The 14,528-nt window shown below is 71.1% G+C and carries 14 protein-coding genes; 9 read left to right on the top strand and 5 right to left on the bottom strand.

Annotation, left to right across the window (positions count from 1 at the left end; all coding sequences use genetic code 11):
- Nucleotides 1–87: 87 nt before the first annotated feature.
- From OG357_RS14675 to OG357_RS14665, 3 genes are all read left to right on the top strand, one after another.
- The gene (locus OG357_RS14675) at nucleotides 88–1,668 is read left to right on the top strand and encodes an acyl-CoA mutase large subunit family protein (RefSeq protein ID WP_329621581.1); all 1,581 of its coding nucleotides are present in this window, start codon (nucleotides 88–90) and stop codon (nucleotides 1,666–1,668) included.
- A 67-nt stretch (nucleotides 1,669–1,735) separates the two neighbouring features.
- Entirely contained in the window at nucleotides 1,736–2,389 is a 654-nt protein-coding gene (gene leuE / locus OG357_RS14670; RefSeq protein ID WP_329621580.1) for a leucine efflux protein LeuE, read from the top strand.
- Between the two features lie 61 nt (nucleotides 2,390–2,450).
- Complete coding sequence (locus OG357_RS14665; protein ID WP_329621579.1) at nucleotides 2,451–3,272, top strand: MerR family transcriptional regulator; 822 nt, start codon at nucleotides 2,451–2,453, stop codon at nucleotides 3,270–3,272.
- Between the two features lie 65 nt (nucleotides 3,273–3,337).
- On the opposite strand, the gene OG357_RS14660 is transcribed toward OG357_RS14665, so the two are convergent.
- A complete protein-coding gene (locus tag OG357_RS14660) occupies nucleotides 3,338–4,684 on the bottom strand; it encodes a polysialyltransferase family glycosyltransferase (RefSeq protein WP_329621578.1) in 1,347 nt (448 codons plus the stop codon).
- Nucleotides 4,681–5,757 carry a glycosyltransferase family 2 protein gene (locus OG357_RS14655; RefSeq protein ID WP_329621577.1) on the bottom strand — a complete coding sequence of 359 codons (1,077 nt, stop codon included), beginning with the start codon at nucleotides 5,755–5,757 and terminating at the stop codon, nucleotides 4,681–4,683. Before OG357_RS14655 ends, OG357_RS14660 begins: the two co-directional genes overlap by 4 nt.
- Nucleotides 5,758–5,987: 230 nt before the next feature.
- Between OG357_RS14655 and OG357_RS14650 the strand changes: the two genes are divergently transcribed.
- The 5 genes from OG357_RS14650 (at nucleotide 5,988) to OG357_RS14630 (ending at nucleotide 11,967) form a co-directional block, all read left to right on the top strand.
- A complete protein-coding gene (locus OG357_RS14650; protein WP_329621576.1) occupies nucleotides 5,988–7,277 on the top strand; it encodes a DUF6716 putative glycosyltransferase in 1,290 nt (429 codons plus the stop codon).
- The gene (locus OG357_RS14645; RefSeq protein ID WP_329621575.1) at nucleotides 7,277–8,494 is read left to right on the top strand and encodes an acylneuraminate cytidylyltransferase; all 1,218 of its coding nucleotides are present in this window, start codon (nucleotides 7,277–7,279) and stop codon (nucleotides 8,492–8,494) included. The genes OG357_RS14650 and OG357_RS14645 overlap by 1 nt, the downstream gene beginning before the upstream one ends.
- A gap of 11 nt (nucleotides 8,495–8,505) precedes the next feature.
- The gene (locus OG357_RS14640) at nucleotides 8,506–9,399 is read left to right on the top strand and encodes an N-acetylneuraminate synthase family protein (protein WP_329621574.1); all 894 of its coding nucleotides are present in this window, start codon (nucleotides 8,506–8,508) and stop codon (nucleotides 9,397–9,399) included.
- Nucleotides 9,396–10,598 carry a hypothetical protein gene (locus OG357_RS14635; RefSeq protein WP_329621573.1) on the top strand — a complete coding sequence of 401 codons (1,203 nt, stop codon included), beginning with the start codon at nucleotides 9,396–9,398 and terminating at the stop codon, nucleotides 10,596–10,598. The genes OG357_RS14640 and OG357_RS14635 overlap by 4 nt, the downstream gene beginning before the upstream one ends.
- Nucleotides 10,599–10,752: 154 nt before the next feature.
- Nucleotides 10,753–11,967: an amidohydrolase gene (locus OG357_RS14630; RefSeq protein ID WP_329621572.1), complete on the top strand. Its 1,215-nt coding sequence runs from the start codon at nucleotides 10,753–10,755 to the stop codon at nucleotides 11,965–11,967.
- 42 nt (nucleotides 11,968–12,009) lie between these two features.
- On the opposite strand, the gene OG357_RS14625 is transcribed toward OG357_RS14630, so the two are convergent.
- The 3 genes from OG357_RS14625 to OG357_RS14615 form a co-directional block, all read right to left on the bottom strand.
- Complete coding sequence (locus OG357_RS14625) at nucleotides 12,010–12,327, bottom strand: hypothetical protein (RefSeq protein WP_329621571.1); 318 nt, start codon at nucleotides 12,325–12,327, stop codon at nucleotides 12,010–12,012.
- 8 nt (nucleotides 12,328–12,335) lie between these two features.
- Complete coding sequence (locus OG357_RS14620; protein ID WP_329621570.1) at nucleotides 12,336–12,683, bottom strand: hypothetical protein; 348 nt, start codon at nucleotides 12,681–12,683, stop codon at nucleotides 12,336–12,338.
- 107 nt (nucleotides 12,684–12,790) lie between these two features.
- A complete protein-coding gene (locus OG357_RS14615) occupies nucleotides 12,791–13,111 on the bottom strand; it encodes a hypothetical protein (protein ID WP_329621569.1) in 321 nt (106 codons plus the stop codon).
- Nucleotides 13,112–13,417: 306 nt separating this feature from the next.
- On the opposite strand from OG357_RS14615, the gene OG357_RS14610 reads away from it, so the two are divergent.
- Nucleotides 13,418–14,458, top strand: a complete 1,041-nt coding sequence (locus tag OG357_RS14610) for a BMP family lipoprotein (protein ID WP_329621568.1) — start codon at nucleotides 13,418–13,420, stop codon at nucleotides 14,456–14,458.
- Nucleotides 14,459–14,528: the final 70 nt, after the last annotated feature.

Genomic DNA, 14,528 nt, shown 5'->3' with positions numbered 1-14,528 from the left:
GCCCTCCACCGGCCGCACGCCCGCCGCTACAGTCCGTCGCGAGGGTCGGTACCGCTGAGCAGCAGGTCTATCGGGAAGGCACAACACATGGCGCGCGAGTCGGAGTCGGGGCTGCCGATCGAGCCGGTCTACGGGCCGGGGGCTCTGGAGGGGTGGGATCCCGCCGGGAAGCTGGGCGAGCCGGGTTCGTACCCGTTCACGCGTGGCGTGTACCCCTCGATGTACACGGGTCGGCCGTGGACGATGCGGCAGTACGCGGGTTTCGGTACGGCGACGGAGTCGAACGCCCGGTACAAGCAGCTCATCGCCAACGGCACGATGGGTCTGTCGGTGGCGTTCGACCTGCCGACGCAGATGGGCCACGACAGCGACGCGGCGATCTCCTCGGGCGAGGTCGGCAAGGTGGGTGTGGCGATCGACTCGATCGACGACATGCGGGTGCTGTTCGACGGCATCCCGCTGGACAAGGTCTCGACGTCGATGACGATCAACGCCCCCGGCTCCCTCCTTCTCCTCCTGTACCAGTTGGTCGGTGAGGAGCAGGGTGTTCCGGCGGACAAGCTGACGGGCACGATCCAGAACGACGTGCTGAAGGAGTACATCGCGCGGGGCACGTACATCTTCCCGCCGAAGCCTTCGCTGCGCCTGATCGCGGACATCTTCAAGTACTGCCGGGCCGAGATCCCGAAGTGGAACACGATCTCGATCTCGGGCTATCACATGGCCGAGGCCGGTGCCTCGCCCGCGCAGGAGATCGCGTTCACCCTCGCCGACGGCATCGAGTACGTCCGCACGGCGGTCGCGGCCGGCATGGACGTCGACGACTTCGCCCCGCGTCTCTCCTTCTTCTTCGTGGCCCGCACGACGATCCTCGAAGAGGTCGCGAAGTTCCGTGCGGCCCGTCGGATCTGGGCGCGGGTGATGAAGGAGGAGTTCGGCGCGAAGAACCCCAAGTCGCTGATGCTCCGCTTCCACACCCAGACCGCCGGCGTCCAGCTGACCGCCCAGCAGCCCGAGGTCAACCTGGTCCGCGTCGCCGTCCAGGGCCTGGCGGCCGTCCTCGGCGGAACGCAGTCCCTGCACACGAACTCCTTCGACGAGGCGATCGCGCTCCCGACGGACAAGTCGGCCCGTCTGGCCCTGCGTACGCAGCAGGTCCTCGCGTACGAGACGGACGTGACGGCGACCGTCGACCCGTTCGCGGGGTCGTACGTGGTCGAGAAGATGACGGATGACGTGGAGGCCGCGGCGCTTGAGCTGATGGCCAAGGTCGAGGACATGGGCGGCGCGGTCGCGGCGATCGAGCGCGGTTTCCAGAAGGGCGAGATCGAGCGCTCGGCGTACCGGATCGCGCAGGAGACCGACAGCGGCGAGCGGGTCGTCGTCGGTGTCAACCGCTACACGATCGACGTCGAGGAGCCCTACGAGCCCCTCCGCGTCGACCCGGCGATCGAGGCCCAGCAGGCCGACCGCCTCGCGAAGTTGCGGGCCGAGCGCGACCAGGCCGCCGTGGACGCGGCCCTCGTCGAGCTGAAGAAGGCGGCGGAGGGCACGGACAACGTCCTCTACCCGATGAAGGACGCGCTCAAGGCGCGGGCGACGGTCGGCGAGGTCTGCAACGCCCTGCGCGAGGTCTGGGGCACGTACGTCCCCACCGACGCCTTCTAGCCTCCGTCCAGGACACGTAGACGCAGGTCACAGCGGAGTGTCGTACTCGTGTGCGACACTCCGCTCTATGTTGGGTGTCACCGATCTGCCGACCTATCTCGTGGGGCTCGTCCTCATCATCCTTCTGCCGGGGCCGAACTCGCTGTACGTGCTCTCCGTCGCCGCCCGCAAGGGCACGCGGACCGCGTACAAGGCCGCCGCCGGAGTGTTCACCGGGGACGCGGTCCTGATGACACTGGCCGCGCTCGGCGCGGCCTCGCTCCTCCAGACCACCCCGCTCCTCTTCACCATCGTCAAGTACGCGGGCGCGGGCTACCTGGTCTGGATGGCGTACGGGATGCTGCGGGCCGCCTGGGCGATGTGGCGCGGCCGGGGCGACGCGGCGGACGACGCGGAGCAGCCGTCGGCCGGGCCGGTCGAGCGTCCGTACCGCCGTGCGCTGGTCATCAGCCTGTTCAACCCGAAGGCGATCCTCTTCCTGATCTCGTTCTTCGTGCAGTTCGTCGATCCCGGATACGCCTACCCGGCCCTGTCCTTCCTGGTGCTCGGCACGCTGCTCCAGATCGGCAGCTTCCTCTACCTCACGATGCTGATATTCGGCGGGACCCGGCTCGCGGCCGCGTTCCGCAGCCGTCGCCGGCTCTCCGCCGGGGCGACCTCGGCGGCGGGCGCGCTCTTCCTCGGCTTCGCCGCGAAGCTCTCCCTCAGCAGCGCCGCCTGACCCTGGGCCGTGTCGTCCGGTTGACCCTGACACGGTGTGAGGCCGTTCCGTAGGAGTCGTCATGTTCATCATCGGAGACTTCGCCCGGCACGGGCGGGTGTCGGTCCGCATGCTGCGTCACTACGACGCCATCGGACTGCTGCGCCCGGCCCGGGTCGACCCGCACACGGGCTACCGCTTCTACACCGGGGAGCAGCTCGCCCGGCTCAATCGCGTCATCGCGCTCAAGGACCTCGGCTTCACCCTCGAACAGGTGGGGGCGATCCTCGACGAGCAGATCGACGCGGACGAGCTGCGGGGCATGCTGCGTCTGCGCCAGGCCGAGCTGGAAGCGGCCCTGGAGGCGGCGCGGGCCCGGCTCACCCAGGTCGGTGCGCGGCTCCGAGCCATCGAAACGGAGGGACGCATGTCCACCCAGGACGTCGTCGTCAAGAAGATCCCCGCCGTGCGGATCGCCGAACTGAGCACGGTCGCCGCGAGCTTCGGCCCGCACGACATCGGCCCGGCCATCGGGCCGCTGTACGGCGAGCTGTGCGACCGTCTCGAAGCCGCGGGCGTCACCGGCTTCGGTCCGGGGATCGCGTACTACGAGGACGCGGGCAAGGGGGACGGCTCGGTCCTCGTGCACGCCGGTATGACGGTCCCCGAGGGGACGGCCGTGGAGGGCGTCCTGGTGCACGTCCTGCCCGGCATCGAGCAGGCCGCGACCATCGTCCACCGGGGCTCGATGGACGACATCCTGCCGACCGTGCAGACCCTGGCCCGCTGGATGGACAGCAACGGCTACGCGTCCGAGCACTACGCGCGTGAGCTGTACCTGGAGTGCCCGGAGGACCGTTCGCGGTGGGTGACGGAGATCCAGGAGTCGATCGTCCGCGCCTGAGGTGAAAAAGGGGAGGGGCCCGGGACCCCCGCACGGGTTCCCGGGCCCCTCCTCTTGTCGGCCGCCTACTTCCGGGCGGCGCCGCGCTTCCGCAGCTCCTTGCGGAGCCGCAGCGCGCGGCGCGCCAGGCGGCGGACCTGCGGATGCCGGGGGAGCGGGATGCCGCCCGGCAGGTTCAGGACGGTCAGGCGCCGGCGGGTGAAGTGGTGCCGGGTGCGCTCGGCGTGCGGGCCCGACAGGTGCCGCGCCGCCGCGTCCCGCAGGTCGGCCCGTATCTTCGGCTGCATCGCGAAGCCGACCGCGGCGACGAGGTCGTTCAGCTCCACCACGTCCAGGGCCGGACCGGCCGGCTCGTCCAGGCCGCCCTCCTCCAGGGGCGGGACGACCGCGTCCACCACGGTGAGCGGGATCCGGTTGCTGTTCGGGAACGGGGTGAGCCGCTCCAGGAGCGTGTCCGTGCCGACCCGGGCGACCGGCAGTCCGTAGAAGGAGTGCGCCGTGAGCAGCGCCGTGGAGAAGCAGCCGACCACGAGCGCGGGCCGCAGCTCGCGGTAGAGCACCTCGGCGAGTACGGGCCGGTCCTCGACGGTCAGTTCGGCACCGAGCCGCGCCGCCTCGTCCACCAGCGTCCGCGTCCAGGTGTCCGGGGCCGTCGGGTGCGGCTTGAAGACGAGCTTGCGGTGGCCCCGGGCGACCGCCCCGCGGACCATCCGCAGGTGCAGCTCTTCCTCTTCGGCGGCGGTGAGCAGCTTCAGGGCGGCCAGGTACTGGCCGAGGAGGAGCGCGGGGCCCTCCTCGGGCGTCGCCGCGACCGGCCCGGCCAGCTCCTCGACGACCTTCGTGAAGGCCTCCACGGGTACGGCCTCCGGGACCGCCCCGAACTCCGCGAGCAGCAGCGGTTCGAGCCCGGAGACGAGGTCCAGGTGGAGCAGTGCGCGCACCCGCCCGCCGATCAGCGGGTCGATCTTGTTGCGGGTCGGCCCGTAGCTCATCAGCCCGTCGGCGTACACCGTGATCGGCGCGTCGGGCAGCAGGTGGGCGATGGCGAGGGCGGGGGTCACCTGGAGGGATTCCAGGGCGAGCTCGACGCGGTCGTCGCCGAGGTCCCAGAGCCGCCGCAGATAGCGCTGGAGCATCGGCATGTCCTGTCCCCGTGGCGTCCAGCCGGCGGGGTGGAGCGGGGAGATCGTCTCGTTCCAGGACAGGACGGAGTCGAAGCGGCCGCGCAGCCGCTCGAAGCCCTCGGCCTCGTCGAGGGCGGGCGTGGTCTCCGGTACGGCGGCGTTGTTGGTGACGAGCAGGATCCGGCGGTCGGCGCGGCCGAAGCAGCCGCTGTCCAGCGCGGCGGCCAGGGTCGCCGCCCCGTAGAGGGTGGAGGCACAGAAGATCTGAGTGGTGCGTCGGGCGCTCATGCCGCCACCTCCGGGGAACGGGTCGCGGCGGTGGCGGAGACCGGTGCCGACACCGTCTCCGCCGTGGTCACGGACACCGCCACGGGTGTCGGATCCGGTGCCGCCGGTGGCGGTGCCGGGCGCTGCCTCCGCAGCTTGCGGAGCATCGTCGCGCGGTCCCCGCCCATCGACGTCAGGGCCTCGTCGAGGACCCCCTGCGGCATCCGGCGCAGCGCGCCCGCGCTCATCGCCTTCAACAGGCGCGCCACCTCGGGTTCGAATCGTCCGATCCCGCCGATGTGATGGGAAATCAGTGCGCAATAGGTGCGGACGGCTTTGGGGAGAAGAAGGTCCGCGTCCCGGTCCTTCGCCGTTTCCTCGATCACCTGGTCGAATGCGCGGATGAAATCCAATTGCCGGACGTCGCCGATCTGGGTGAGCGAGGTCGCGACCCCGCGGCGGTAGAAGACGCCGAGTTCCCCGATCGCCGCGAACGATTCCGCCTCGCGGTGCAGCTTCCAGATCCAGGGCCGGTCCTCGGCCGTCCGCAGGCCGTGCGGGAAGTGGAGGAGCCCGCGCTCCAGGAGTCGCCGGTGGTAGATCCCGGCCCACGCGTACGGGTAGTCGACGGAGGTCGTCCGGTGGGCCGGCAGTATCGCGTCGCGCGGGTTCAGTACCTCGCCGCGGCGCGGGACCGGCACCCCGCGGACCTTGCGGCTGCGGCCCGAGACGGAGACGTGGCCGGTGCGCAGGAAGTCGCAGCCCAGCTCGTCCATGGCGGCGACGAGCCGCCCGTAGTAGCCGGGGGAGAGCCAGTCGTCCCCGTCGAGGAAGGTGACGTACTCGCCGCGGGCCGCGTCGAGGCCCGTGTTGCGGGCGGTGGCCAGTCCTTCGTTGCGTGCGTGCCTGAGCAGGACGGCACCCGGGACGTCGCGTACGGCCCGGTCGAGGAGTTCGGGAGTCCCGTCGGACGAGCAGTCGTCGACAAGGAGGAACTCGAAGTCCTCGCGGGCGTTGGCACGCAGGCTTGTGAGGGTGTCGGGGGCATATGTCTGCACGTTGAAGAACGGCACGACCACGGAGAGCTTGACCACGTGGCCGACGCTAGGTGCCGACCCGGCACTCCCCCCGACCGGTGGGGGGATATTTGGTGAACACCAAGCGGCGGGCCGATTAACCGCCTTTACCTGCAGGGAAATCCGGCCCCTGCCCGGTCCGATTGCGGCCGGAATCCGACCTGTTTAACACGTCGGAGAGGCGCTGTTCACCCGTTGTTGTGTCTCAGTTGGGCCGGAAAGCGAAATGCCCTTCTAGCGTCCTCGACGTGCCAGCAAGTACCAACGAGGCAGTACGAGTAGCCGTACTCGCCGACTCCGACACCCGGTGGAAATGGGGCGCCCTCACGGCGCGCCGCATCACCACGGCGACAGCCGAACCCACCGGATTCGTCCTGCGCGGACGGGCCACTCCCACCCCGCGCCAACTCGCCGAGACCGGGGTGTCCACGACCACCCCGAGCGAGGTGACGGGTGCGGAGTTCCTCCGTGCCGTACGGGACGCGGCGGAACGCGGAAAGGGATACGACGTCATCGTCCTCGCCCTCGTCGGCGGCACCGTCCGGGCCGTCCTCCAGGGTCTGGCCGATCTGGCCCTGGACCGGCGCCCGGTGATCGTCACCGGCTATGTCGGCGTGGTCTACGAGAAGCTCACCGACGGGCTCCTCCTGCGCCACGGCGCCGACGTCGTCCTCGCCAACTCCCGGCACGACGCCGAGCGTTTCCGTGCCGTGTACGAGGGCGTGGGCGCCGGCTCCGACTCGGTCGTCGAGGCCGCGCTGCCCTTCCTGGGCGGCGCCCCGCACACCCCCGAGGCCGGCCGCGACACCCTCGTCTTCGCCGCGCAGCCGTCCGTGCCCGCCGGCCGGGCCGAGCGCAGCTACGTCCTGGAGCGGCTGATCCGGCACGCACGGCTCCACCCGGGCCGCGAGGTGCTCCTCAAGCTTCGCTCCAAGCCCGGCGAACACACCACGCACCTGGAGGAGTACCCCTTCCAGAAGCTGGTCCGCGACCTCGACCCGCCCGCCAACTTCCGGCTCGTGTACGGACACATGGGCGAGGTCCTCGACCGCACCGACCTCCTGGTCACCGTCTCCTCCACGGCCGCGCTCGAAGCCCTCCACCGCCGGATCCCCACCGCGATCCTCACCGACCTCGGGGTCCGCGAGCCGCTCGGCAACCACCACTTCGTCGGCTCCGGCCTGCTCGCCTCCTTCGAGGCGCTCGACAAGGGACTCGTCCCGACCCCGGACGAGACCTGGCTCGCCCGGCAGGGCGTGGCATCCGACAGCCCGTACGAAGAGGCCTTCGACGCGGCCCGCGACCGGGTCGCCGCACTCCTGGCGCTCCCCGCGCTGCCCCCGATCACCCCCTACTACACAGCGGAGACGGCCCCCGGCTACCTGCCGGGGATCCTCGCCCGCCACCGCCTGGACGTCACCGCGCAGGAGCCCCGCGAGAGCGGCCTCCGCCGGATCGTCCGGGACGCGGCGCGGGGCGCGTACCGCCACGGCGTCCAGCGCGTGGCCCCCGTCATCCGCCGGCTGGGAGAACTCTGATGACGACGTACCCCACGGACACCGCCACCGTGCTCGCCGTGATCCCCGCGAGGGGCGGCTCGAAGGGCGTCCCCGCCAAGAACCTCGCCCCGGTGGCCGGTGTCCCGCTCGTGGCCCGCGCCGTCCGCGCCTGCCTCGGCGCCCGCCCGGTCACCCATGTCGTGGTCTCCACCGACGACGCCGCCATCGCGGCGGCGGCCCGCTCCGCCGGAGCCGAGGCCGTGCACCGCCCCGCCGAGATCGCGGGCGACACCGCGACCAGCGAGGCCGCCGTCCTGCACGCGATGGACGCCTTCGAGGCCACCCACGGCCGTGCGGCCGACGTCGTCCTCCTCGTCCAGTGCACGAGCCCCTTCCTCACCTCCGCCGAGGTCGCCGAGACCGTCGAGCGCGTCACCTCGGGCGCCGCCGACACGGCCTTCACGGCCGCCCCGTCCCACGGCTTCCTCTGGCGCGACACGGTCGACGACGGCGCCGAGGGCGTCAACCACGACAAGGCGCACCGCCCCCGCCGCCAGGACCGGGAGCCCGAGTACCTGGAGACCGGCGCCGTCTACGCCATGGACGCGACCGGCTTCCGTACCCACGGGCACCGCTTCTTCGGCCGTACCGCGCTCGTCGTCACCGACCCCGCCCGGGTCCTGGAGATCGACGACCCGCACGACCTCGCCCGCGCCAAGGCCCTCGCGCCGCTCCTCGACGAGCCCGCCACCCCCGGCTTCGCCGACGTCGACGCCGTCGTCCTCGACTTCGACGGCACCCAGACCGACGACCGGGTCCACCTCGACGCCGAGGGACGCGAGTTCGTCTCCGCGCACCGCGGCGACGGCCTCGGCATCGCGGCCCTGCGCCGCGCCGGACTCCCCGTCCTCATCCTCTCCACCGAACAGAACGCCGTCGTCGCCGCCCGCGCCCGCAAGCTCAAGATCCCCGTCCTGCACGGCATCGACCGCAAGGACCGGGCCCTCAAGGAGTGGTGCGACGCCGAGGGCATCGACCCCCAGCGCGTGCTCTACGCCGGCAACGACGTCAACGACCTGCCCTGCTTCCACCTCGTCGGCTGGCCCGTCGCGGTGAGCAGCGCCCACGACTCCGTACGGGCCGCGGCCCGCGCGGTCACCGCCACCCCTGGCGGCTTCGGAGCGATCCGCGAGATCGCGGCCTGGCTCCTCGGACCCGAGCTCGACACTCCCGCACCCCGCATCCCCAACTCGTAAGGAACAGCACCATGAGCACTCGTCTGCGCACCTTCGGCGAGAAGACCGCCGGCCCGGGTCAGCCCGTCTACATCACGGGCGAGATCGGCATCAACCACAACGGCGAGCTCGACAACGCCATCGCCCTGATCGACGTAGCCGCCGAGGCCGGCTGTGACGCCGTCAAGTTCCAGAAGCGCACCCCGGAGATCTGCACCCCGCGCGACCAGTGGGACATCGAGCGAGACACCCCCTGGGGCCGGATGACGTACATCGACTACCGCCACCGCGTGGAGTTCGGCGAGGACGAGTACCGCGCCATCGACGAGCACTGCAAGAAGCGCGGCATCGACTGGTTCGCCTCCCCGTGGGACACCGAGGCCGTCGCCTTCCTGGAGAAGTTCGACGTCCCCGCCCACAAGGTCGCCTCGGCCTCCCTCACGGACGACGAGCTCCTCCGCTCCCTGCGCGCCACCGGCCGTACGGTCATCCTCTCCACGGGCATGTCCACCCCGAAGCAGATCCGCCACGCGGTCGAGGTCCTCGGCTCGGACAACATCCTGCTCTGCCACGCCACCTCGACGTACCCGGCCAAGGCCGAGGAGCTCAACCTCCGCGTGATCAACACGCTGAAGGACGAGTACCCGAACGTCCCGATCGGCTACTCCGGCCACGAGACCGGCCTGCAGACCACCCTCGCCGCCGTCGCCCTCGGCGCCACCTTCGTCGAGCGCCACATCACCCTCGACCGCGCCATGTGGGGCTCCGACCAGGCCGCCTCCGTCGAGCCGCAGGGCCTCCAGCGCCTCGTCCGTGACATCCGCACCATCGAGACCGCCCTCGGCGACGGCGTCAAGAAGGTCTACGAGTCGGAGCTCGGCCCGATGAAGAAGCTCCGCCGGGTCCAGGGGCTCGTCGCCGCATGACCGGGCAGCTGGCGTTCGTCGAGAGCCCGGTCCAGCTCCTCAACGTCCTGGAATGGGCGCACACGCAGGCGCCCGACCGGGCGCCCGGCGCGGCACCCGCAACCGGAGCATCCGCTCCGGACGAGCCCGTCGGCACGTCAGCCGCGGCGTCCCGCACCACGGACGCCACCACCCCGGGGGCGGCACCCGCTCCCACCCCGGGGGCGGAGCCCGCAACGCCCGCCCTCACGGTCGTCGTCCTCTCGCCGACCGACCCCATGTCGCGGGGCCAGCTGCGCCGGATGGCCCAGCTGGCCCGCGACGAGGGCCTCACCGTCCGCTGGCAGGAGGCCCGCGGCGGCCGGGGCGCGCTCGTCCGCACTCTGCGGCAGCTCGCCCCGCCGCTGCGCCGGGCGGAGCGGGTCATCATCGGCGACCCGTTCTCCCGCTACGTACAGCTGCTCCTGTCGCTCTTCTCGCCCCGGCACCTGACGGTGGTCGACGACGGCACCGCGACGATGGAGTTCGCCGCCCAGCTCGGCCGCGGCGAGCGCCTGGTGCGCTGGCACCGCAAGGGCAACCTGGGCCCGCGCGAGCTGGTCCTCGCCCCGGTGACCTCGCTGGCCCGGCGACGGCTCGCCCCGGCCCGCGGCCGTACGGTCGAGATCTTCACGTCGCTGCCCGTCGAGGCGCCGCCCGGCGTCGAGGTCACGGAGAACTCCTACGCCTGGACACGGACCCGCTTCGGCCCGCCGCTGCTCACCGGCGGCGCGGACCTGGTCGGCACCTCGCTGGTCGAGACAGGCGTCGTCGACGCCGACCACTACGCGCGCGTGGTCGCGGAACTGGCCCGCGCCCACGGCGCGACCCGCTACTTCGCGCACCGCCGCGAGAGCGCCGAGAAGCTGCACCGCATCGCGGTCGAGACGGGCCTCCAGGTGGTCCGGCCCGATCTGCCCCTGGAGCTGATCGCCCGCCGCGGCCCGATCGGCCGCACCGTCGTCAGCTTCCCGTCCACGGTCGTCCACACCCTGCCACTGGCCCTCGCCGGTACGGGCGTGAAGGTCGCCGTCATCGAGGTCGCGCCCGAGTGGCTGCGGGCGACCGCGTCCCCGCGCGCCCAGGGCTTCCTGTCCGGAGTGGCGGGCACGGCGGCCCACGAGGTCGACCGGCTCACGGCACGGGTCACAGGAGCCACAGGAGCCACCGGAACGGCCTGACAGGCCCAACCCGGTCCAACCCGGCCGAATTCGGCTGAGCGTACCCATACGGAAGGGCCTTCATGCCTGCCAAACCGAGATTCTTTCCCCTAACGGGCTGAACTTTTCGTGATCAACGGGCAGTTGACCATGCGAGGGGCCTACCCTTCAAAAGGTGAACCAGTTGAAGTCCCGTGAGCCAGGCTCCGTCACCCTGCCCGGAACGCTGTCCGCACCCCTGCGCGCCGAACTGATCGCCTTCCGCAGGGACTTGCACATGCACCCCGAGCTGGGCAACCAGGAGTTCCGTACGACCGCCGCGCTCAAGGCCCGCCTGGAGGCGGCCGGCCTCGTGCCGAAGGTCCTGCCGGGCGGCACCGGGCTCATCTGTGACATCGGCACCCCGGACCGCCGCCGCCCCATGCTCGCGATCCGCGCCGACCTCGACGCGCTGCCCATCCCCGACGTGAAGACCGTCGCCTACCGCTCCACCGTGGCCAACCGCGCGCACGCCTGCGGACACGACGTCCACACCACCACCGTCCTGGGCGCCGGACTCGTCCTCGCCGAACTCGACCGGCAGGGCCTCCTCCCGTACGCCGTACGGCTCCTCTTCCAGCCCGCCGAGGAAGTGCTGCCCGGCGGCGCCGCCGACGCGGTCGAGGCCGGCGTGCTCGACGGAGTCGGCCGCATCATCGCCGTCCACTGCGACCCCAGGGTGGACGCCGGGAAGATCGGGCTGCGCCCCGGTCCCATCACCTCGGCCTGCGACCGGCTGGAAGTCACCCTTGACGGCCCGGGCGGCCACACCGCCCGCCCGCACCTCACCACCGACCTCGTGACCGCCGCCGCCCGGATCGCCACCGACGTCCCCGCCGTCCTCGCCCGCCGCGTCGACGCCCGCTCGGGCCTCTCGGTCACCTGGGGACGCATCGAGGCCGGCCACGCCTGCAACGTCATCCCGCAGCACGCCGAGCTCTCCGGCACCGTCCGCTGCCTCGACCTGCCGACCTGGCGGGAGGCGCCCGACCTGGTCCACGCGGCGATCGACGAGATCGCGGCCCTGCACCGCGCGAAGTCCACCGTGAACTACGTGCGGGGCGTCCCCCCGGTCGTCAACGACGGGGTCGTCACCGAGCTGCTCGCCGACGCGATGACCGCCCGCCGCGGACCGTACGCGATCGAGGACACCGAGCAGAGCCTCGGCGGCGAGGACTTCTCCTGGTATCTGGAGCACGTCCCCGGCGCCATGGCCCGCCTCGGCGTCCGGACCCCCGGCGACACCCGGGTCCGCGACCTGCACGCGGGCGACTTCGACGTGGACGAACGCTGCATCGAGACGGCCGTCGAACTCTTCACGGCCGCGGCGCTGCTCGACCGCAGGGGCTGATCGAGCAGAGCGGGAGGCCGCGTGCGCGGCCTCCCGCTCAGATCACCTGCCCCACTGCACCCGGACCTGCGTGATGCCCACGTTGGGGCTGTCCGAGCAGCGCTGGCTGGAGATCCGTCCGTCGCGCTGCCACATGCCGTAGCGCTGGAACGGCCCGCCGGTCGGACCCTGACAGGTGATCCAGACCCGGTACTGCCGCCCCTGGAAGACGTCGCACTTCGCGTACCCGGTCCACGGAGCGCTTCCCGACTTCCCCACCGTGCAGCCCGCCGCGCTCGCCGGTGCGGGCGCCGCGCCGACCAGACCCGCGGCCACGGCCAGAGCCGCGGACGCGAGAGCCGCCCGGTTCCTCCAGGTCATGCCCGCCGTCACAGGCGCACCCGCTCGACGCCGACCTTGTAGATGCCGACGTTCGGGTTGTCGGAACACTTCGCGCTGGACGTCTTGCCGTTGCCGACGGCCTTGCCGTAGACGACCCACTGCGATCCCCGCGGGTCGACGCAGGTGATCTTCACCTTCGCGCCTTCGAGCGGATAGGGCAGCATGCCGGTGCACTTGGCGTAACCGGTGTACGGCGCTCCGGTCGACTTCCAGGTCTCGCAGTCGACGCTCGCCGTGCCGAGCTGGGCGGCGGACGCGGCGGACGCGGCGGGCGCGGCGATCAGCGAGCCGGCCGCGAGCGCGAGGCCGAGCGTGGCGATCACGGTCTTCTTCATGGTTCCCCCTAGGGCTTCTGTGCTGGTGAAAGGCGGAGCGGGCCGGGTCAGGACCCGCTCCGGTCGGTCAGACGCCGAACGAGACGGTCAGACGCCGAACGAGACGGTCAGGCGCTGAAGGAGACACCGACACGCAGGACGCCGACGTTCGGGTTGTCCGAGCACTTGGCCGTCGACGTCTGGGTGTTGTTCTTCCACGGGCCGTACACGGTCCACTGGCTGCCCCGCGGGTCCACACAGGTGACCTTCACCCGGAACTCGTCACCCCACGCGATCTTGCTGCAGTACGCGGAACCGGTGTACGGCGCGCGGCTCGACGTCCAGGTGTTGCAGTCGCCGATGGTGCCGGCGGAGGCCGTGGGCGCCAGGGCCGCGGAGCCGCCGAGCAGCGCCGCCGTGATGCCGAACGCGGCGAAGGAGCGTTTCATAGGACTTCCCCCTGTTTGTTCTGGGCGATGGGGTGGTCAGCCCCGCCGTCCCCGTATGGTCAGAGGAGAGTTACCAAGCCCTACTCAGCGTGTGCAAAGGAAATCGCAAAAGATCGTCAGGTCGAGGTAATGGGGCTCGCGCCGCGTGTCGGATCGTCCCCGTGCCGCTACCGTCTGGTACGACGCGTGGGCGTCGATCCGGTAACGACTCATGAACGGGTCTTTAACTGACATCTACGCGCGTTACGATCGCCCGAAACCAGCGCCGGAAGAGGCGCTTTCGGTCAGTCTTGAAGGGACCTCCTCGTGCGCCGGGTATCCAAGATCACCGCCGCGTGTGCTGTCACTGCGGCTCTCGCTCTCACTGCCACCGCCTGCGGGGAGTCCTCCACCGGGGACTCGGGCTCCGACTCGGGCGACATCAAGGTCGGCATGGCCTACGACGTGGGTGGTCGTGGCGACAACTCCTTCAACGACTCCGCCGCGCGCGGTCTCGACAAGGCCAAGGCCGACCTCGGTGTCGAGACCAAGGAGCTCACCGCGAAGAACGGTGAGACCCCGGCCGACCGCGAGCAGCGCCTCGCCTCCCTCGCCGAGGGCGGCTACAACCCGGTCATCGGTGTCGGCTTCGCCTACAAGGACGCGATCGACAAGGTCGCGGCCAAGTACCCGAAGACCACCTTCGGCCTGGTCGACTCGGTCTCCGAGGCGAAGAACGTCGACTCGATCGTCTTCACCGAGGAGCAGGGCTCCTACCTCGCCGGTGTCGCCGCGGCCCTGAAGTCCAAGGACGGCAAGATCGGCTTCATCGGCGGTGTCGACATCCCGCTGATCAAGAAGTTCGCCGCCGGTTTCCAGCAGGGTGTCAAGGAGACCAAGCCGAACGCCACGGTCCAGATCCAGTACCTGTCCACCGGTACGGACATGTCCGGCTTCGGTGCGCCTGACAAGGGCAAGGCCGCCGCCAAGGGCATGCTCGACAAGGGCATCGACGTCATCTACGCCGCCGCGGGCGGCTCCGGCGCCGGCGCCATCGAGGCCGTCGCCGCGAAGCCCGGCACCTGGGCGATCGGCGTCGACTCGGACCAGGCGAAGGACCCGGCCCTGTCGAAGTACGCCGGCTCGATCATGACCTCGGTCGTCAAGAACGTCGACACCGGCGTCTTCGAGCTCGTCAAGTCCGTCCAGGACGGCAAGCCGATGACCGGCACGCACACCTACTCGCTGGCCGAGGACGGTGTCTCCCTCACCACCACGGGTGGCCACCTCACGGACATCCAGGCCCAGATCGACGCGGCCAAGAAGAAGATCGTCGACGGTCAGATCAAGGTCGCCACGACCCTCTGACACACGTCGGAAAGGGGGCCCGGAGAGCGGCTTCGGCCGACACTCCGGGCCCCCTTCACACGTATGTCCG

The sequence above is a fragment of the Streptomyces sp. NBC_01255 genome (genome assembly GCF_036226445.1).
GTDB lineage: Bacteria > Actinomycetota > Actinomycetes > Streptomycetales > Streptomycetaceae > Streptomyces.
Note: the sequence above shows the minus strand (reverse complement) of the source record. Positions and strands in the feature narration are given on the sequence as shown.